This window comes from Gaoshiqia sp. US2, assembly GCF_059705485.1.
Map to the genome: position 1 here is coordinate 228599 of NZ_AP048550.1, position 20978 is coordinate 249576.

Annotated in this window: 16 protein-coding genes; 10 read left to right on the plus strand and 6 right to left on the minus strand. The window is 43.0% G+C overall.

Features of this window, described 5'->3' with window-relative positions:
• The first annotated feature begins 76 nt into the window (after positions 1-76).
• Together AC6H3C_RS00945 and AC6H3C_RS00950 are read left to right on the plus strand one after the other, a co-directional pair.
• On the plus strand, positions 77-814 hold the full coding sequence (locus AC6H3C_RS00945; protein ID WP_497518653.1) for a type IV toxin-antitoxin system AbiEi family antitoxin domain-containing protein: 738 nt from the start codon (positions 77-79) through the stop codon (positions 812-814).
• Entirely contained in the window at positions 807-1706 is a 900-nt protein-coding gene (locus AC6H3C_RS00950) for a nucleotidyl transferase AbiEii/AbiGii toxin family protein (protein WP_497518654.1), read from the plus strand. The genes AC6H3C_RS00945 and AC6H3C_RS00950 overlap by 8 nt, the downstream gene beginning before the upstream one ends.
• A 12-nt stretch (positions 1707-1718) precedes the next feature.
• Here the strand turns inward: AC6H3C_RS00950 and AC6H3C_RS00955 are convergent, their stop codons facing one another.
• The gene (locus tag AC6H3C_RS00955; RefSeq protein WP_497518656.1) at positions 1719-2576 is read right to left on the minus strand and encodes a toll/interleukin-1 receptor domain-containing protein; all 858 of its coding nucleotides are present in this window, start codon (positions 2574-2576) and stop codon (positions 1719-1721) included.
• A gap of 177 nt (positions 2577-2753) precedes the next feature.
• On the opposite strand from AC6H3C_RS00955, the gene mobC reads away from it, so the two are divergent.
• The 8 genes from mobC (at position 2754) to AC6H3C_RS00995 (ending at position 16531) form a co-directional block, all read left to right on the plus strand.
• Positions 2754-4766: a conjugal transfer protein MobC gene (mobC, locus tag AC6H3C_RS00960; RefSeq protein WP_497518657.1), complete on the plus strand. Its 2013-nt coding sequence runs from the start codon at positions 2754-2756 to the stop codon at positions 4764-4766.
• 179 nt (positions 4767-4945) lie between these two features.
• Complete coding sequence (locus tag AC6H3C_RS00965; RefSeq protein ID WP_497518659.1) at positions 4946-5257, plus strand: hypothetical protein; 312 nt, start codon at positions 4946-4948, stop codon at positions 5255-5257.
• Between the two features lie 266 nt (positions 5258-5523).
• Positions 5524-5700: a helix-turn-helix transcriptional regulator gene (locus AC6H3C_RS00970; protein ID WP_497521238.1), complete on the plus strand. Its 177-nt coding sequence runs from the start codon at positions 5524-5526 to the stop codon at positions 5698-5700.
• A gap of 7 nt (positions 5701-5707) precedes the next feature.
• Positions 5708-7087 carry a toll/interleukin-1 receptor domain-containing protein gene (locus tag AC6H3C_RS00975; RefSeq protein ID WP_497518660.1) on the plus strand — a complete coding sequence of 460 codons (1380 nt, stop codon included), beginning with the start codon at positions 5708-5710 and terminating at the stop codon, positions 7085-7087.
• The gene (locus AC6H3C_RS00980) at positions 7068-8591 is read left to right on the plus strand and encodes an argonaute/piwi family protein (protein ID WP_497518662.1); all 1524 of its coding nucleotides are present in this window, start codon (positions 7068-7070) and stop codon (positions 8589-8591) included. The genes AC6H3C_RS00975 and AC6H3C_RS00980 overlap by 20 nt, the downstream gene beginning before the upstream one ends.
• 153 nt (positions 8592-8744) lie before the next feature.
• Positions 8745-10205, plus strand: coding sequence for a DUF3945 domain-containing protein (locus AC6H3C_RS00985; protein ID WP_497518663.1), 1461 nt, complete (start codon positions 8745-8747; stop codon positions 10203-10205).
• 223 nt (positions 10206-10428) lie between these two features.
• Positions 10429-10875, plus strand: a complete 447-nt coding sequence (locus tag AC6H3C_RS00990) for a DUF1896 domain-containing protein (RefSeq protein ID WP_497518664.1) — start codon at positions 10429-10431, stop codon at positions 10873-10875.
• Entirely contained in the window at positions 10862-16531 is a 5670-nt protein-coding gene (locus AC6H3C_RS00995) for a helicase-like domain-containing protein (RefSeq protein ID WP_497518665.1), read from the plus strand. The genes AC6H3C_RS00990 and AC6H3C_RS00995 overlap by 14 nt, the downstream gene beginning before the upstream one ends.
• 107 nt (positions 16532-16638) lie before the next feature.
• Here the strand turns inward: AC6H3C_RS00995 and AC6H3C_RS01000 are convergent, their stop codons facing one another.
• The 5 genes from AC6H3C_RS01000 to AC6H3C_RS01020 all read right to left on the minus strand — a co-directional run bounded on the left by AC6H3C_RS01000 (position 16639) and on the right by AC6H3C_RS01020 (position 20976).
• Positions 16639-16953: a helix-turn-helix domain-containing protein gene (locus tag AC6H3C_RS01000; protein WP_497518666.1), complete on the minus strand. Its 315-nt coding sequence runs from the start codon at positions 16951-16953 to the stop codon at positions 16639-16641.
• A gap of 261 nt (positions 16954-17214) precedes the next feature.
• Positions 17215-18042, minus strand: a complete 828-nt coding sequence (locus tag AC6H3C_RS01005; RefSeq protein ID WP_497518667.1) for an RteC domain-containing protein — start codon at positions 18040-18042, stop codon at positions 17215-17217.
• A complete protein-coding gene (locus tag AC6H3C_RS01010) occupies positions 18027-18728 on the minus strand; it encodes a vitamin B12 dependent-methionine synthase activation domain-containing protein (protein WP_497518669.1) in 702 nt (233 codons plus the stop codon). Before AC6H3C_RS01010 ends, AC6H3C_RS01005 begins: the two co-directional genes overlap by 16 nt.
• Positions 18725-19630: a CobW family GTP-binding protein gene (locus AC6H3C_RS01015; protein WP_497518670.1), complete on the minus strand. Its 906-nt coding sequence runs from the start codon at positions 19628-19630 to the stop codon at positions 18725-18727. Before AC6H3C_RS01015 ends, AC6H3C_RS01010 begins: the two co-directional genes overlap by 4 nt.
• Positions 19627-20976 carry a uroporphyrinogen decarboxylase family protein gene (locus AC6H3C_RS01020; protein ID WP_497518672.1) on the minus strand — a complete coding sequence of 450 codons (1350 nt, stop codon included), beginning with the start codon at positions 20974-20976 and terminating at the stop codon, positions 19627-19629. The genes AC6H3C_RS01015 and AC6H3C_RS01020 overlap by 4 nt, the downstream gene beginning before the upstream one ends.
• Between the last annotated feature and the right edge of the window lie 2 nt (positions 20977-20978).

The window sequence follows — 20978 nt, forward strand, 5'->3', positions numbered from 1 at the left end:
CCGGATATTATCTTTGGTTTATATTTTTGAGTATATTTGTACCATGAGTACAGTTACACCTATAAAAATAAACCAATTGCTTCAGAAGTTACCTTCGGGGAGCCTGTTCTTTTCATCGTGGATGAGAGAGAACGGCATATCTTATGAGTTGCAACGACGCTACCGCGATTCCGAATGGCTGACTTCTGTCGGGGCAGGTGTGATGGTCCGTACTGGCAAGAACCCAACCATATACGGAGCTTTATCTTCATTGAACAAACAAACCGGCAAGCACTTTTATGTTGGTGGATTATCAGCTTTGGAACTGGCGGGGTACACGCATTATGTTCCTATGGGGCGACCGGTTGTCTATGTCGGCCATCCGAAAGATGAGTGGGTTCCATCCTGGCTTAGAAAACATGACTGGGGCGTGGACTTATTACTTGTTACCTCGGAGTATTTCGATACGGGTACTGGCATAACCCCGATGATGCAGGATGCATTTGAAGTATTGGTTTCCATGCCAGAACGAGCGTTTATGGAATGCCTGAACCTTGCTCCCCGGCAGTACAACCTCATGGACTTGTATTATGTGATGGAACAATTAACTGCACTTCGCCCCGGCACGATACAGACCTTGCTGGAGCAGAATACATCAGTAAAGATGAAACGTCTGTTCCTGTATATGGCGGAAAAAGCAGGTCATGCGTGGTTCAGCGACCTGGATTTGCAGAAAATAGATACCGGGAGCGGTAAACGGGAAATTGTACCGAACGGTGTTTACGACAGCAAATACCAGATAGTAATACCAGAAGAACTGAAAAATTATGAATAATCTCTATAAAGAGCAGGTCAGACTTTTACTCCGCATATTACCTGTAATCTACCGCGAGGAAGATTTTGCGGTTCATGGTGGTACAGCCATAAATCTGTTTATCAAAGACCTTCCGCGTTATTCGGTGGATGTGGATTTAACTTATATTCCGCTTGGTCCGCGGGATAGAAGCCTGGCAGAAATCGATAAAAAGCTGGCTGCAATTAGTCAGCAACTACAACGGGCAGTCCCTGATATTAATATTCGTCCGGTACCCAATAAGCTTTTATGTATACAGGGACGGAGCACAGTAAAAATTGAAGTTAACGGGATTAAACGGGGCATTATCGGGCCGACAATTGAAATGCCACTATGCGATAAAGCGCAGGCAGAATTCGGGATGTACTGTAAAGCGCGAATTGTACCGGTAGAACAATTGTATGGCGGGAAAATTGCAGCGGCCCTCAGCCGCCAGCATCCGCGCGATTTATTCGACTACAATTATATGGAACCTGATAAAATCGACAATTTGAAACGAGGTTTTATGTTTGCCCTGCTGGGAAGCGACAAACCTTTTATTGAATCACTAGCACCACACGCGATAAACCAGCAGGAAGCCCTGGAGAACCAGTTTCGCGGTATGACAGACATCTCTTTTACTTATGAGAATTACGAAAGTGCCCGGAAACACCTGATTACGTTTATCAACTCAACGCTGAGCGAAGAAGACAAAGCATTTCTTGTTAGTTTTGAAGAAGGCAACCCACAATGGGAAAAATCAGCTTACTCAGATTTCAAGGATTTTCCTTCCGTGCAATGGAAACTGCTCAATGTAAAAAAATTGAAAACTCAGAATTCAGCAAAACACCGTCAGGAAGTGGACAAATTGAAGGGCTATTTCGGGATGATATAATATTGCGACTATTTACTTTCTGTATCCGGAAAACCTTTCATGTCGGTCTTCCATCAAGCAAGTTGTATAATCACTGAAATGAATCAGGACATCGTTTCCGTCATCTTTCCCGGTTAAAACGCCTCTAATCGTCACATAAAAGATTTGTTCTGAGGAAATATCTCTGATTGCTATTTGATTGTAATAAGGCAGGTCATTACTGATTCGGATTTCAAGAGAATTTAATTGAGGATGCTCATGAAGCCCTAAAAGAACAGTCTCAGGTATTATCCATTCCCTGTTATTCTTTAGATGTTCTTCAAATCGTTTAGTGACGATATCGTTCCCTTCAATTTCAACCTGTAACAAGAATGTTCTTTCAGTTTTATTATGAAAATTGACAAAATCCAACCAGACAAAAAATGAATCATCAAGCATTCCCCAGTTAAATGCAAAATCAACTGTCAATCCTTGATTATAAAACCGTCCCATATGGTCATTGGCAATGATGGAAAGTGACCTAAACAGCTCTATAAATCCATCATCAAAGTTTCCACTGAAATCTGCATACACTTTTTCCTGTAAAAATATAGGGATAGGGCAATCTTCTAACAGTATCGGAATAACGACAACTTTTTTACTATTTATTTCTTTTATAAGTCCTGCATTTTGCTCCTTCCGGCACCATTCGCTCTGCACGTAATGATTGGACAGCACAACCAGTAAATAGGAAGATTTTTCAAGACCATTTTGTATCTTGTCAATTAATGAATCTCCCGGTTTCATTTCCCATTTATCCAGCCACACACCGACTCGATTTTCGACCAGCTTTTTTGATAACCTTTCTACAAAATTCTTATCCTTTGAAGAATAACTAATAAATACACCCATAATTTATTTTTCTTTTTTCTATCAAAAGTAAGAAACAGCTTGAATATTTGCTTTGTCTTCAGAATAACAGACACAAACTATCAATACTAGGCCATAAGCTGCCAGCTTTTTAAAATAAAAATTTTTCCATTTCAGGCTTTTTACTTTCATCCCTCGAACATCTAAAAGTAAAGTGATATGCAACAAGAAGATGATTTAAGGGCACTGGCAAAGGTTATGGACTTTATGCGTGCCCTGAGTATTTTATTTGTCGTTATCAACATTTATTGGTTTTGCTACCAGGCTATGATCGAATGGAAAATTAATATTGGTGTAATAGATAAAATACTACTGAATTTCAACCGCACAGCAAAGCTATTTGGGAACATCCTTTACACGAAACTTTTTGCAGTAATATTCCTGGCTTTATCCTGCCTCGGAACAAAAGGGGTCAAAAAGGAAAAAATCACATGGAACAAGATCATCACATTCCTTTTTATTGGCTTTGTCCTTTTCTTTTTCAACTGGTGGTTGCTGGATTTACCGTTGCCGTCGGTTCCCAAAACAGCTTTTTACATTTTTACGATGGCTGCCGGTTATCTTTGCCTGCTGGCCGGTGGTGTTTGGATGAGCCGTCTTTTGAAGAACAATATGATGGATGATGTTTTCAATACCGAAAACGAATCCTTTATGCAGGAAACACGCTTGGTTGAAAATGAATATTCAGTGAACCTCCCAACCAGTTTCTATTACAAAAAGAAATGGAACAGTGGCTGGATTAACGTTGTGAATCCTTTTCGTGCTGGTATTGTATTGGGAACTCCCGGTTCCGGGAAAAGTTATGCGGTAATCAACCAGTTTATCAAACAGCAAATAGAAAAAGGATACTCGCAGTATATCTACGATTTCAAGTTTCCAGACCTCTCGACGATTGCCTATAACCATCTGCTGAAAAACCAACGCGGATACAAAAAAGTCCCGACCTTTTATATAATCAATTTCGACGACCCGGCACGTTCGCACCGGTGCAACCCGATTAATCCCTCGTTTATGAGTGATATCTCCGATGCCTACGAAAGTGCCTATACCATTATGCTGAACCTGAACCGGACATGGGTGCAAAAACAGGGCGACTTTTTTGTGGAATCGCCGATTATTCTGTTTGCTGCCATCATTTGGTACTTGCGCATATACAAGGGAGGCCGGTATTGCACATTTCCTCATGCTATCGAGTTTTTGAATAAGCGATATGAAGATATTTTTCCGATTCTGACTAGCTATCTGGAATTGGAGAACTATCTTTCTCCTTTTATGGATGCGTGGATGTCGGGAGCACAGGACCAGTTACAGGGGCAAATTGCATCGGCCAAAATCCCGCTTTCGAGGATGATTTCACCACAGTTGTACTGGGTTATGTCAGGCGATGAATTTACGCTGGATATTAATAATCCTGAAGACCCCAAAGTGTTGGTCGTAGGGAACAATCCTGACCGTCAGAATATTTACGGCGCTGCGTTGGGCTTGTACAACAGCCGTATCGTAAAACTTATCAATAAAAAAGGGCAATTAAAAAGCTCGGTTATCATAGATGAGTTACCAACCATTTATTTCAAAGGACTGGATAACCTGATTGCCACAGCCCGAAGTAATAAAGTGGCTGTACTGCTCGGCTTTCAGGATTTCTCGCAGTTAAAACGCGATTACGGCGATAAAGAGGCTGCCGTGGTTATGAATACCGTTGGAAATATTTTCTCAGGACAAGTGGTGGGTGATACTGCCAAAAACCTTTCAGAACGTTTCGGCAAGGTTTTACAAAAACGCCAGTCAATGACCATCAATCGCAACGATAAATCAACGTCTATCAGCACCCAGTTGGACAGCCTCATTCCGGCCAGTAAAATATCCACACTTACACAGGGCATGTTTGTCGGGGCAGTTGCCGATAATTTTGATGAACGCATTGAGCAAAAGATTTTCCATGCTGAAATTGTCGTGGATAGTGTGAAGGTTTCCGCCGAAACCAAGGGATACAAGCAGATTCCGGTAATCACCAATTTTGTGGATGAAAGCGGCGTTGATAGGATGAAGGAAATGATTCAGGACAATTATAACCGTATCAAAGAAGAAACAAAACAAATCGTGGTCGATGAACTGACGAGGATAAAGGATGACCCGGCGCTTTGTTACTTGTTGCCGAAAAAAGAGAAATAGGAAGACCTTAACTGATTTTCATTGACATTTCAAATTCTCAATGTACCAAGACTGTCTGCTACCGTATTTCTAATTCGATTATGTCAACTTTCATTTATTCAGATAAATCAGATGTCATTCGCTGCCTTGAAACAATATGGTTTTTATACCTTTGAGATGTTATCAATCATTTCACGATTATGCCAACACAAGAAACCGTAGCAGAACTAACCGCTTTTTATAAACGTCAGCGTTTAACCAGTCTCATTTTTAACAATCAGGAGACTGCTGATAAATTTGTTGAAACATTGACCGGCTTTCTCAACCAGAAAGGAAAAGATGAATTCTCCTTTAAGGGAGATATTAGAACCGTTTACACTCCTGAAACGCTTACCGGGGAATTCCGCAGTTATGCTGAAGGAGATATCTCACCGGAAGGATTGCTATTAAACATGATGAAAGTGATTGATGGCTTGAACCAGACAAAGAAAATTTTATTCAGAATTGATTAATCTGTGTTCATTGCTAATTAATTTTCTATTGCTGATCATTTACTTGTAATAAAAATACCGCCAATTGATGACTCCCCTTTTGTATATTGTGGAAAATTAAAACGCGCATTTTTATCGGCTTGAACGTGTAAATAGTATTTCACAACTGGATGGATAAAACTGATTTATCGATAGTAAGATATTAATATTATGACCTATCAAAAAAGTCAATATATTTGCATAATACGTCAATATATTGATTAATGGATCTTAATAGGTTGAAGATAATGCTAGCAGAAAAAAAGCGCACCGGGAAATGGCTTGCTGAAAAATTAGGTAAGAACGAAGCGACTGTATCCCGGTGGTGTACGAATGAATCCCAGCCTTCGATCGAAACATTATTCGAGATTGCAAAAACTCTGGATGTAAATGTTAGAGAGTTGCTGACAGAAACAAAAACATGAATCAATTATGAGGGATACAATATTTATAAGTCACGCAACTCCAACAGATAATGAATTTTCGATATGGATAGCATCTCGATTGGAAATGCTGGGATATAAAACATGGATTGATAAAGAAGGATTGTTGGGGGGAGAACGTTTTTGGGCAACAATTCAAAAGGCCATTGATCTCTCAGCAAAGGTTTTGTTGGTATATTCAAAAAATATCACAACACAGGATGGCATTCTCAAACAAGGAATTGAAAATGAGATAGAATACGCTAAAAGTATAGCAGGACAATATGGTTTAAAAGATTTTATTATTCCATTACATATTGATGATTCACTATATAATTTGGCAATTGGGCTACCAAATATTAACCATATTCCATTCGACAACAATTGGGCTGATGGCCTTAAGCAATTAATAAAAAAGCTGGAAAAAGATTCTGTTCCCAAGAATTTCGATAGCGAAAAGTCTTCATTCTCTGAATGGTATGAAAATGAATATACTTCAAATTGTTCCATCATTCCTGCGTATGAGCTATTCTACACCTCTTGGTGGTCTGTCGACAATATGCCGGAACGGTTTTACATGTACCAATTCTCAAACGCGAAACAGGCAAAAGCGATTAGGGATTTGAACCGGGATATACCCATTAGTCTATTGTCAAATGTCTTATCATCGTTTGATGAAAACTTAAGCTACCTCGTAGAAAGAGATGGTGAAAGCATTGATGTTAAACCGGAACAAACATATTCGTTTACGTTAAACGATATTTTGTCAGGGTTCGATTCCGACAAATTTCCTCAACACCGAGATGCCGAAAATCATTTCAAAAGGCTTCTATACTTCTCTATATCAAGAATGTTTAGACATAAAGGTCTATGGAAACATGAAATGTCAAATAAAAGGCTGGCATATTTTCTTCCCAAGTATGATAACCCAAGAAGAATCGTATTTACATATCCCTTTGGTACAAGAAAAAAATCGAAATCTATTTTAGGAAAATTTGAAGATATTGGAACCTGGCATTATGCCATTTCTATTCAAACGATATTATTCCCTTTTGTGGGGTTTTCCATAAAATCTCATATTTTATTTACTTCCGATGGGTTTAAAATCATTGATGATGATAAAAAATTGCATAGTTATAGAAGACGTAAAGGGAAGCGACTTTTTAATGAACATTGGAGGGATTTACAATTAGCTTTTTTGCAACAGTTAAAAGATAAGGACGGAGATATCAAAATTAACGTTTCATTAGATGATCAAATCTTGAAGATGAAAGAATGGCCGGAAACCTTTTGGAGTGAAGTCGGATATATTGATCCTGATTCTAAAATGGACACAGACAAGATAGAAGATTACTATGAAGAACAATTAGATGATACTAACAATGATTGAACCTATTCTAAAGTACATAAACGAACCTCTTCTAACCTTTGGGAACGGGCAAAATGCCATTGACCCCAGAGATGGTTTAATGTTGTTTGGTCCATTTGATCAGAAAAAAGTTAAGGGAGTAAAAAATATTGGGGTCATTGGACCTCAAAAACTAAGAGCAAAAATGATTGACTACCTGAAAAAGATTCATTCTCCCATGACCAATTCAGATAGAAGCATTGCTCGTCCCAATTTTCCCGGGTTAGAAACAGTTTTTGGTATATCTGTCAATTTCGACAATGTCATTCAAATTGATGTGAAAGAAAGTAATATCAGCAAATATTTAAAATATACGGATCCTCACCAACGTGTCCATAATTGGGTTAACCTGTATGTAAATCCATTAATTCAGTATACAGAGAAAGAAGAAATGCCGGCTGACGTCTGGTTTATTGTTATACCTGAAGAGATATATAAATTTGGCCGACCAAATTCCAAAATCCCCAAAGCAGAAGATAATATTAATATCGGGCTGAAAAAGCAGGAGCGTAATTCAGACCAGCTGAACCTATTTTTTCAAGATGAAAATGACATACTACGTGAGGCATATGAGTTTGAAGTGAATTTCCATAATCAACTAAAAGCGAAAATTCTGTCGTCCAAAACTGTAACACAAATAATTAGGGAAAGTAAGATTGCTTATGAAGATATTTTTAATCCAAAACAGATTGAAGAAGAAAGAAAATTTGACACAGCAAAAGCCTGGAATATTTCCAATAGTCTTTATTATAAGTTAGGAGGGCTTCCATGGAAACTAGGCGAGATCAGAGATGGTGTTTGTTATTTAGGATTAGTTTATAAAAAAACGGAGGCTGATACAAACAATAAGAACGCATGCTGTGCCGCGCAAATGTTTTTAGACTCCGGAGACGGTATGGTTTTCAGGGGTAATGTTGGCCCTTGGTGGAATCCTAAAACAGGAGAGTTTCATTTATCCGAGAAGGATGCATTTGAGATTATATCTCAATCATTAGAAGCCTATCACTCCAGATTTGGAAATTATCCTAAAGAGATTTTTGTACATGCAAAAACATATTTCGATGACATAGAATGGACCGGATTTGAAGAAGCTGTTGCCGAAAAATCAAAAATAATTGGAATTAGGATAAGAGAAAATAATACGTTTAAGCTATATAGACAATTTCAATATTGTGTGCCAAGGGGAACCATGCTCCAATATGACGAAAAGAGAACCTTCCTCTGGACAAAAGGATTTATACCCAGGTTTAAAACGCAAATTGGATTGGAAACACCAAATCCCATTGATATTGCAATAACAAGGGGAGAGGCAAATATGGATATCGTTGCCAGGGACATATTAAGCCTAACAAAATTGAATTATAATGCCTGCATATACGGGGATGGTGTTCCCGTAACTTTAAAATTTGCAGATTCAATTGGTGAAATTTTAACTGCCGGGAGAGATATTAAAACAGGTGTCTTACCTTTCAAACACTATATTTAAAACGGGTAAGTTATCCTTCCCTTCTTCGAGGCCACAAACTGCCACCACAGTTCCTCAAACTGCCACTATCGACATATATCTTTATTTGTCATATAGTTACGTATAAATTCGTCCATGCATCAATAGTGGTGCAGCAACTAAAACATTCGTAAGATGGACGAAAAAATCAGCAACGACGACAAAAAAGTATTACTTGTCAAAGACGCAAATGACGGTAAAATCAAAGCCGTTACCGGTATGGATGGAAAAGGGAACATCCAGACTGCGGAGCCGACAGCAAAAAACCAAAGCAACCTTTTTGCTGTAAATACGAACGAGCCCATGCTGGAGGCATTCTTTAAAAAGATGGTGGAACAGGTACAGCAACCTTCACACATCGGATTTTTCCTGATGACAGAAAAAATGTTGGATAAGCTTGTTAAAATCGACCTTGACCCCCACGAGCTGGAACTGCACCGTGTTAACCCGGCGGAATACCTTGAAAAAGCACAGAATCAAAACCCGCAGCAAAACCAGAGTGGTGAAAATGAAACTTCCCAAAGCGCTTTCCAGCCGATAGATATCAGCAAGATTGATGCTCGGGAACTCCAAAAACTTGGTATCAGTGCCGACGACCTGGAACCCCACCTCAAAGCCATGTCCTACGGGCACAAATCCCCGCAAATGATTCCTCTAAACCCGGAACTGGAACCAGGTATCCGCGTTCCCACCAAAGGGCGTGTATCGCTGGAAGAACAAGCCGATGGTTCGCTAAAGATCATCCCGCATTACTGGCAGGAAATGCCCAACCTGGATGCCCCTTTTCATGGTATCCTTCTTAGTGAACAGGATAAGGAAAACCTGAGGCAATCATTGAACGCAGGCAGGGTGATTGAACTGGAACCTACCGCCGGACAGAAAATCCCGGCTTTTGTTTCGCTCGACCGGCTTACCAACAAACTCGAAGCCCTGCCCTTGGAAAACATTTCCATTCCCAATAAAATAAAGGGGGCAGACCTTTCTGAAGACCAGCAAAACCGGCTCGGTACAGGAGAAAAGGTGCTGGTAGAAAAAATGGTTTCCCGAACAGGCCGGTTCTTTGACGGATATATCCAAATCAATGCTGCGGATAAAAAGTTTGATTTCTCTTATGGCGGGCTTGACCGTAACCGCTATTCAAAAGAGAACAAAGAAATTCAACGCCAGCATAAAGAAAATGCACATGAGGGGGAAACCGGGAATCAAAAGCAACTATTTATTCCCAAAAAATTGCTTGGCATTGAACTGACCGAAAAACAACAGGAATACCTCAAAGCTGGCCAGGCCACCTATATCCGGGGTATGCTGAAAGACGACAAAGGGGAACCATTCAACGCGTGGGTAAAACCTAATCCAGAGAAAATGAAATTCGATTTTTTCAAATGGAACCCCGACAAGGCCAAGAAACAGGGGGCAGAAGTGAAACCTGCAGAAGAAAACAAAACGCAGGTAGCCGTAAACAACGAAGGCAAAACCAATGAAGCGACCAAAATCGTGAAGGAGCCATTAAAACAGGGACAGCAAAAGCCTACGGAAAACCAGTTTAAACAAGAAGAACACAGGCCTGCTGCAAAGAAAAGCGGTATCAAAATCTGAGTCCTGTTTTAAACCGTTCCGGCTGAAAACAACAAAAGAAAAGTTCAACCGGGAATGGCTATATTTACCACTGAATATACCGCTGCTTTCTTCGATACGCATAACATTTCTTTGTTTATTGATTGTTGGTGACGGATATTTTAGTGGTGCGCTCCGGGTGGGAACCCGGGGCGCTTTTGCCTGATATACCTTCCTTCTTTTCAACCACTAAATATCCGTTATCATGAGAAACAAGAAAAGTAAAACCGGACTGCAATTGTCTTATTATGGTTTATCCCTCCTTTCGTACCTGAAAGAGAATTTCCCCGACCGGGCCGGTAACACAACATTTATTGAAGAACGCGCAGATGCCGCAGCAGAAACGTACAGCAATGCTGTTAAAGATGGGCACACACCCATTGAGGCCGAAGAACTGGCTTCGAACGTACTTTTCCAAGGCCTGCACTTTTCTCCTTACAATACCCTTGTTAATTTACTTTGGAACGAATTCACAAACGAGATACCTGAAGAACGTACAAGAGAGATTGCCCTTCAAATCTTACCGCTTTGCAGTAAAGTTTTGGACAGATACACCCTTTCGGATGATTTTGAAGGCACTTCACAATACGATAAATTATATACAGAACTGACAGGTACCGTCGAAATACTGCTCGAAGATGGCTTACAATAAAAAGGAACACCTGCGGGCAAATATCGATGCGATAAAAACGGCGTTTACCTTAGAACGGGAGAACAGACAGGCAACAGCCGGGGAAAGTGAAATACTCGCCCGGTATTCCGGGTTCGGTGCAATCAAGGAAATACTCGAACCACTTCCTGCTAAAGGCACAACCAATCCCCTGATAAATGAATTGCATGATGTTTTACGCGAAAATACCCGCAATGATAAAGAATACAAACGCTATTTCGACGGCCTGAAAAACTCCATTCTGACGGCATTCTATACGCCACCGGAAGTCGTAAGTGTATTGGCAGAGACACTTAGTGACAGTGGTGTACATCCATCCCGCCTACTTGACCCAAGCGCCGGAACAGGTGTATTTGCCCTGGCTTTTAAAAAACTTTCGCTCAATACCGAAGTAAACTGTTTCGAGAAAGACCCCATAACCGGGATGATACTCAAACACCTTAACCCTGAAGATAAAGTAAGGATAGAGGGGTTTGAAAATATCGAAAAGAAATATGCCGGTTATTTTGATGTGGTGGCAAGCAATATCCCGTTCGGGGATGTGGCAGTATTTGACCCTGCCTTTTCATCCGGCAATGACCCGGCAAAGAAAATTGCCTCACGCTCCATCCACAATTACTTTTTCCTGAAATCGGTGGACATGCTGCGTCCGGGAGGTCTGGTGGCTTTCATTACCTCGCAGGGACTACTGAACGCCCCGGCAAACCGCCCGGTGAGGGAATACCTGATGGACAGCTGCGAACCGGTATCAGTTATCCGCCTGCCAAACAACCTGTTTTCAGAATATGCGGGAACTGAAGTTGGGAGCGATCTGATTGTTTTGCAGCGAAAAGATAAGAAAGCAGAATTTTCACAACGGCAAATGGATTTTATTGAATCCCGCAAGCTGTCGAACGGGATTTCCGTCAATAACCTGTTCCGGGACTTTTCGCGGGTGCTGCAAACAGATTCCAAAACCGACACCGACCTCTACGGGAAACCTGCCATTGTTTTTACCCATGGAGGGGGCATTGACGGAATGGACAAAGAGCTGAGGCAAATGCTAAAAGAAGATTTTTCCCGACATTTAGACTTGCAGTATTATCAATCCCATGCACAGAACACACCGGCACAACAGCCTGGTACCACCATCGAAATCAAACCGGCACTTGAATCAAATTTCAATGAACTCGATCCTTTTTGGCAAGCTATCGAGGATGATTGGTTCCCCGAAGAAAAAGAGTTTTGGGACAGAAAAACGGTAAGACCTGAAACTGAGAACAACGCCGTACCTGTAACGACCGAAGCCAAAGAGAAGATTCCAAGGCAACAGTCAACATCTTCAAGCCAAGGTACTCTTCTCGACACTGATGCCACCGCCAATAAAAAGAAGCCTGCCTTGAACTCCGCCCCCCAATCTGACACACAAGGGCAGTTGATTTCGCTGTATGATTTATTCGGACTTTCAGAGAAAGAACGGGACCAGCAAAAGCATTCGAACAGGAGAAGAATGCGACTGCCTCAAACGTCGGAACAGCAGGAAATTCCTTTTATGGAATGGCGGGAGCGCTTGCATTACGAAGGAATGCAAAAGAGAAAGCAATTGGAAAAAGAATCTCTTAAAAACAAGGAAGCACATTTGGTAAACGGTTCAGAAAAAGGAGAACAGCCGAAAAGCATAGAACGAGAACAGGAGCAGCGAGAACGGGAGGAAGCAATAAAACCAGTGCCGTTCAAAACTGAATTGTTACCTCATTACCGGGAAGGTTCACTGGTATCCGACCAGAGCAACCGTATCGGCTATTTAAGGGATATCGAAGGTTTGCAACCCATGTTCCATCCCTTGGATATAAATAGCACCCAAAAGCAGAAAGTATCCTTATACATCGAAATACGGGACACTTATCACCACCTGTACCGTAACGAAGCCGAGCGGCATGAAGCCAATCCCGCCCTGCGCGAAATGCTGAACCATCTGTACGATAATTTTTCCTTTTGGTTTGGATTGCTAAATGACAAGAAAAACCTCGACCTGATTAAGATGGATGCGCGGGGAACTGAGATTTTATCGTTGGAACGTTACATTGACGGAAAAGCGGTAAAAGCCGATATTTTCAACCATCCGGTAGCGTTCAATCCCAACGAGCTTACCTCTGTTGAAACACCACACGAAGCGCTGGCTGCTTCGCTTAACAAATATGCCGGGGTAAACCTGGGCTATATGGCTTCACTGACCGGCAACACGGTGGATGACCTGAAAGAAGAATTAAAGAGAACGGTTTATTTCAATCCAATGACTGGCGGGTACGAGGTGGCTGATAAATTTATTTCGGGAAATGTTATTTCAAAAGCCGAAGAAGCAGAACGTTTCCTTGAACGAAATCCGGGAAACTTTGAGGCAGAAGAATCGTTACGTGCCCTACGGGAAGCCATTCCAAAACCCATTGCCTTCGACGACCTTGATTTTAATTTTGGTGAACGCTGGATTCCAACAGGTATCTATAACAAATATGCTTCGCACCTTTTCGATACCGAAGTCAACATCCATTACGCCTCCAGCCGTGATGAGTTCAGCGTTCAATCCGACTATTCAAATGTAAAAATTACCGACCAGTATGCTGTAAAATCGCAAAGCCGGACATATAACGGGCTTGCCCTGATGAAGCACGCTTTACAGAACACTTCGCCAAACATTACAAAAACAATCTTAGTGAACGGCGAAGAAGTAAAGGTTCGGGACGGAGAAGCCATCCAGTTGGCCAACACCCGTATCGATGAGATACGAAACGGGTTCTCCGACTGGCTACGGGAACAATCGCCGGAGTTCAAAGACCGGCTGGCCGGTTTGTATAACCGCACCTTCAACTGTTTTGTCCGCCCTGCCTACGACGGTTCACACCAGAGTTTTCCCGGACTTGACCTGAAAGGGCTGGGCATTGACAGTCTTTATAGAAGCCAGAAAGATGCCATATGGATGGATAAACTCAACGGAGGCGGAATTTGCGACCACGAGGTAGGTGGTGGGAAAACGCTCATCATGTGTTGCGGGGCGTATGAAAAGAAACGCCTCGGGCTGGTCAACAAACCGATGATTACAGGTTTGAAAGCCAACATCCACGAGATTGCCAAAACATTCTGTACGGCCTATCCCAATGCCCGTGTCCTGTATCCGGGCAAGGAGGATTTTACACCCAAAAACCGGCAACGGATTTTCAACGAGATAAAGAATAACGACTGGGATGCTGTAATTCTCACTCACGAACAATTTGGTATGATTCCGCAGTCGCCGGAGGTCCAGCGCGATATTTTACAGGCAGAACTCGACAGTGTGGAGGAAAACCTCGAAGTCCTCAAACGGCAGGGCAAAGAAGTTTCACGTGCCATGCTGAAAGGCTGTGTGAAACGTAAACTGAACCTGGAAGCCAAGCTCAAACAAATTACATTCAACATTGAAAACCGGAAGGACGATGCAGTGGATTTTCGCCTGATGGGGATTGACCATTTGTATGTGGATGAATCGCACAAATTCAAGAACCTGACCTTTAACACCCGGCATGACCGGGTAGCAGGTTTGGGCAATCCCGAAGGCAGCCAGCGTGCACTCAATATGCTTTTTGCACTTCGCACCATACAGGACTGCACCGGCAGGGATTTGGGTGCAACCTTCCTTTCAGGAACCACCATTTCAAATTCGTTAACGGAATTGTACCTGTTGTTTAAATACCTGCGGCCAAAAGAGCTGGAACGGCAGAACATCAAAACATTCGATGCGTGGGCAGCTATTTTCGCCAAGAAAAGCATCGACTACGAATTTTCGGTAACCAATGAAATCGTACAAAAAGAGCGTTTCCGGTATTTCATTAAAGTGCCGGAACTGGCACAGTTCTATGCCGAGATTACCGATTACCGGACAGCTGCTGATATTGGTATCGACCGCCCAAAAAAAAATGAAATCCTGCACAACATTCCGCCAACACCCGACCAGGTTGATTTTATAAACCGGCTGGTACAGTTTGCCAAAACAGGCGATGCAACATTGTTGTTTCGTGCCCCACTGAATGAGCGGGAAGAAAAGGCAAAAATGCTGATTGCAACGGATTATGCCCGAAAAATGTCGCTGGATATGCGTATGGTCGATTCCCGCTTTGACGACCATATCGACAACAAAGCAAGCCATTGTGCCCGAATGATTGACGGCTATTACAGGAAATACAACGGACATAAAGGAACACAGTTTGTGTTCAGTGACCTGGGAACCTATAAACCGGGAGAATGGAACGCTTACAGCGAAATTAAACGTAAACTGGTTGAAAACCATAACATTCCGGCACATGAAATCCGTTTTATACAGGAAGCAAAAACAGAAAAAGCCCGAAAGATGATGATAGCCGATATGAACAACGGAAGAATCCGGGTGATGTTTGGTTCTACTGAAATGCTGGGAACAGGCGTAAACGCCCAGAAACGTGCTGTAGCCGTTCATCATTTGGACTGCCCATGGCGTCCGTCGGATTTGGAACAGCGCGATGGAAGGGCGATACGTAAGGGCAATGAAATAGCCAAATCGGTTGCAGGAAACCAGGTGGATGTTATTCTTTATGCCGTGGAAAAATCATTGGATGCCTATAAGTTTGGCTTGCTACATAACAAACAGCTTTTTATCCGCCAGTTAAAAAACAACAATTTGGGATGCCGTACCATTGACGAAGGGGCAATAGACGAAAAAAGCGGTATGAACTTTTCAGAATATGTGGCCATTTTATCGGGCAATACGGAACTGCTGGAAAAAGCAAGGCTGGAAAAGAAAATTGCGGCCCTTGAAAGCGAACACCAGGCATTTGTCAGGGGAAAGTCTTCAAGCCGGTACAAGCTGGAGAATAATACACAAACGGTGGAAAGGAATAAAGGGCTTATTGAGCGTATTTCCAAAGATATGGCAAACTTCAAATCCCGCGTTCAGACCAACGAAGACGGTTCCTACTGTAACCCGGTACAATTGGACGGCGTTACCGGTAGCGATTTCAAGATAATTGGGAAAAAGCTAAATGAGATTGCCGGTACTGCCAATACTCATGGCGCACACGAGCCAATCGGAAACTTGTATGGCTTCACGCTTTATGTGAAAAGCGAAACGGCCCATAAAGACGGTCTCGATTTCATTCAGAACCGCTTCTCTGTCCGTGGTGAGGGAGAAATCTATTACCAATACAACAACGGGCAGATGGCTGTTGACCCAAAGCTGGCTTCCCAAAACTTTCTGCATGCTTTGGTGGAAAATATGCCACGACTGTTAGAACGTTATAAGGCAGATAACGAAAAACTGTCAAGAGATATTCCTGTACTCAAGGAGGTAGTGGAAAGTACCTGGAAACGGGAACCGGAACTTGCAGCGCTAAAGTCAGAACTTGTATCACTGGAACGAAAAATTGAGCAGTCGTTGAAATCATCGGGTGAATCGGTAGGGCAAATTTCCGTTCCGGCAAATGGAACTGTAAGCAAGCAGCTACCTCCTCCGGAAAAGAATAACCTGGAAGATTCACCTAAGGTACCGGAACGTTCACAGAAAATTGCTGAATCTTCAAACGGAAAAATTATTCCCGGTATTGGTCATTTGATGAAAACAGATAATCCTATTGTTTCTAAACGCTTGAAAATATAGCTTACAACGAAAAAAGCCAGTACTGTAAAGTTGATACCGGCACTTTTCTTTTAACTTCCCTACCCGCACCGTTTAACAACGAAGCGGGTAAAGCAAAAACAAACAGCTCATTTTTTATCTTTCCGATTGCGCTTGCTATGAAAACGGCTAAAATGGGTTTCAATGAATTTTACGACATCGGATTCTTTATAAAAAGTCTTGTGGTAAATCATTTGAAAGGGTAATTCACCTGACGAACGATAGCGTTGCAATGTTCGTTTGCTAACGTTAAGCATCCGGCAAACATCATAGTTATCCAGTAATTTTTCGCCATCAAATAATGGGACTTCCTCACCGGAATCGTCCAGTTTGTTGACGACCTCATCCAGCCTTGAATTTAATCGCTGCATCCAGCCCTCAAAATATTCCTTATCTATAAACATGACAGTAACTCATTGAATTACTGCGAAATTATGGACTATCCATTTGGCTGATAAGGAAGTCGGTATCGGTACTTTTACTTCAAATTACTTCTGGCTAATAACCAATGGTTTACGGGGCTGGTTTTAAGGGAAACAGCAATAAATCAATGAAGAAATACTCGGTATCGGGTAATTGATGCCAAAATTGGCCCATTTTTATCTTGTAGATTGGAAAATTAGAGGTAACAAGCAAACAATACCGTTAAATACCGAAGTCGGTACTTAATTTTTTCTGCCCATACGCCTGAGCAATGCTTCTTTCAGTTTATCCAAAAATGGGGTAGGTACATTCCGGATTTTCATATCACTGAACGCTCGGGAGAGGTTTCTATCAAGCCGGATATTGAAAACGTTTTGGATATAATCGGATAATTGCGTTAATGGCACGTCTCCGAAGGTATTGTCACTATCCCAGGAATATAGCTGTTCCAACAGGTCCGTTTTTGTCCCCATCCAGGTCAGTTTAATTAACGGAAATCCTGAAGGGAGGCTTGCCCCATTGCCATTCAACCGTTCTATCTCCTGCATCAGGTAAGCCAAAAGCATGTCGTTGGACAATATTTTTGCCACCTTAAAATCGTAGTTGGTGGAAAAATTCGGGTCCAGTTCATAATAAAATGTTTCCAGGTATTGTTCCGTATCCATTTTCCTACGTAAAAAATACAAAGAATCCAGATGGGTAGCGCCTGAGCGAAAGTAACGGATAAAGTCCAGACGTTTAGCGTTATAGTTGTTTATTTCATTTAATTCTTCAATCAGGTACTCCTTTTGATTTTCTACACCCGCCGGGCGGTTCATCTCGATATTATACAATTTTCTGTAATAAATCAGGCGATAACATAGTTTGGGCTTGATTTCTTTGAAAAAAGTAATTTCTTCCTGTTCATTTTTAAATTGATAGGATAGAATAAAAGTTTTTAGCCGGTCGAATGCCCCGGCTAGGACATGAGAAGCTTCCAACGATTTTTTCAGGATATTGCTATCTGATGATTCGATGCAGTCTATTGCTTCATCCGTTTCCTTTCGCAGTTTGGCTACGTATTCAAGCACGTTTCAGGTATTTTCCGGTACAAACACTTCTTTATATTGCATAGCTCGCATTGGTACTCGCGGTACTGCACGTTAGCTCCAACCCCGATCAGTCCGCTGATGGACTTTATAGGGCTCATCAAGGCAGAACCCGTGAGGCTGACCCCGCAGGCGCTCCCGTTAAAAAGGTCAAACAGCTTGCGCTGGTCTGTTATCGGCCACTGGCAGTACCCCGGGCTATATCGGTTGGTCAATTTCTGTCCCGACTTTCGGGCTTCTTCTCCCAGCCGGGCCTGCATGGCATCCCCGGCGGCTTCCGCAATATACGAGCCCAGCACATCGTACACATAACCCAGCGCCGGGTCTTCACCTTTAAGCAGGGCTTTTGCCCTTCGGTTGACCGTCTCACCGGCTGTGCAAATAAAAAATGCGATCTGCCCGCTGCCGGCAATTTCATGCCTGATCGTTTTTCCAACCTTAAAAGTAATTCCTTCAACGGTCAATTCCGACTTTTTTTCACCCGGTACTATCCTGTCCCTGACCGTGTAAGTCGCCCTGATATCATTGAGCCCTTCGGCAAATTGCCATGCCTCGTCCAGGTAGCTGTCAAACGGTTCAGGAGCCACACCCGGAAACCCCAGCGTAGCGCTGACCTGAGAGCGGTCGATAACCAACTCGTTGAACGTGAATGAAAATTCTTTAATCATCTGTTGCAATATTTTTCAAATAAGCCCTGAAGCCCAAGTTCCTTTAAACGGGCGCCTATAACGACAAACTCCGTAGGCCCTGACATGTCCGGTACCGGGTGCAGACAGTAGTCGTCAAACGTTCCCTGGATAAAAACACCCTGGGTTGCGCTTATGCGGACAAAACCTTTACAACGGACAGCATGGCCTTTAAACTCTTCGATAAATGCCGGAAGCCCCTCCTGTTTGATCTCCCTGCTTGTTTTAACCACCACTGACTCCAGGCCGGGCAGGGGATAAACCGGACTGTTGCCTGTTTCTTCGGGATACAGCTTGATGGCTTTTTTTATCGTGTCTATGTTAATTTGGGCATAGGCGCTTTCAATGACCCGTGCAAAAGGGTTAAGCCTTTTTACCGCTGCGGTTACCTCGCCTGCATTTTCGCCCGCCAGGTCTTTTTTATTGACAATGACGGTATCGGCAATGCGCAACTGGCTGGCTATCCTTTGTTGGAAAGCGTTCGACCGAAGATAGTTCCGTGCGTCTGTAATGGCCCAGACATGCCCCAGGTACACTTTGCCCCTTAATGGTCCCCCTTCGAGGATCTGCCCTACCGAAACCGGGTCGGACATGCCCGAGGCTTCCATGATCAGTTCATCCGGTTTTACGCGCTCTATAAATTCAGCAAGTGATTTGACAAAAGATCCCAAAAGGCAAACACAAAACACCGAACCGTTGTTGACTTCCATCACCTTATAACCTGCGAACTCCTGAAGTTCCCTCCCGTCAACATTGACAGGAGAGAACTCATTTTGAATAATTGCGGTATTGCCTGTGTTTCCTTTTGTCCGCAGGTAATGTTTCAGGAAGGTCGTTTTACCGCTGCCCAAAAAACCGGTAACCAGGTGGAGTGGGATGCTCATACATGCAAGGCTTTTTCGATTGCCTTTTCTATTTCAGCGCGGGGAGGTATCCGGCTGATAAAGCTTACCTTCCCGTTAATGCAGGTGGTTGGAACGTTTTGGACACCCAAAGCCAGCATCATACGGATCCCGTTAACGTCTTTGATTTTATGCTCGTTAATGATAACCTTCCCGTCAAAGCCGGACGAGGCCTGCTTCACGGCTTCGACCATATACTGGCAGGGGGCGCAGGAAGCCGAATCAAGGGTAATGATATCGACAACCACTTTGCCATCAACCCAATGCCCTTCCAGGTCCAGGGGCAGAAGCGACGATGTGTGCTCCATCTCCCGTGCTACCTGGCGGGCATATTCATCATGTGCTACTTCTGTTACGGCCTGCAGGTTTTCTACCGGGGTATCCATCGGCAAATCACAGCCCGGTGCCAGGATAAAACCTTTGTTACCGCCCAAATCAAGACAGTTAACAGCTTCTTTTTTAGAGTTAAGTTCATCACCCAGCAACAGGACGCTGGTCAGCTTCAGGTTCCCTCCAAAGCTGATCCCTTTTTCCAAGGCTATGTCCTTCACATAATCCAACGGGATATTCTCATCAATGGAGATGTTGTCCGGACGACATCCGCACATTACTTCAATATTCTGCTGTGCATGGCCACAAACAAAAAACGAACTGTATTTTTTCTGCAGCCGGACGAAATCAAAAATCCCGCGTGCATAAGGGCTGACAAATGTTTCGAACGACACCGGGTCGATCTGGCTGGTCATCGGGTCAACCACGGCGATCACGTCACAACCGGCCTCCAAAAGCATTTCCGAATGTTTGATCCCAACGCGCATGCAAAAGTCCATGACCCCTTGCACATAATCCGGGGCTTCGAATAGTTTCATGAAAATTTCGGTGCCCAACAGGTGCAAGGCCAGCGTGAAGGGCCCGGTAATCAATCCATACAAAGCCAGGTTCGGATATTTTTGGCGCAATATCTCTGCCGCTTCCAATACAACCGGGATCCGTCCATCGGTTTTACCGGGCAAATGTAGTGAACTTAGCCCAACACCATCGGCCAGCGGGTGGGAGACAACGGCCGGCGGGTTCTCCTTGCTCCAGACCAGCTTGCAGCCCAGGATTTCTGCCTCGATCTGAAGGTCAAATGCAACGGGGACCCCATCCGGCTTATACAGTTCAACCGCTTTGCTGATCCCGTCAACAATGTTTTTTGAAGATTTCAGGTAGGCTTCTGCATCCACACCAACCAGCTTGCCGCCGTGAACGCCCACAAATGGCACCCAGGGGGCCCGTTCCGTTTCTTCCAACCGAAAAACTTTTTCAATCAGTTTCAATCCATCCATGG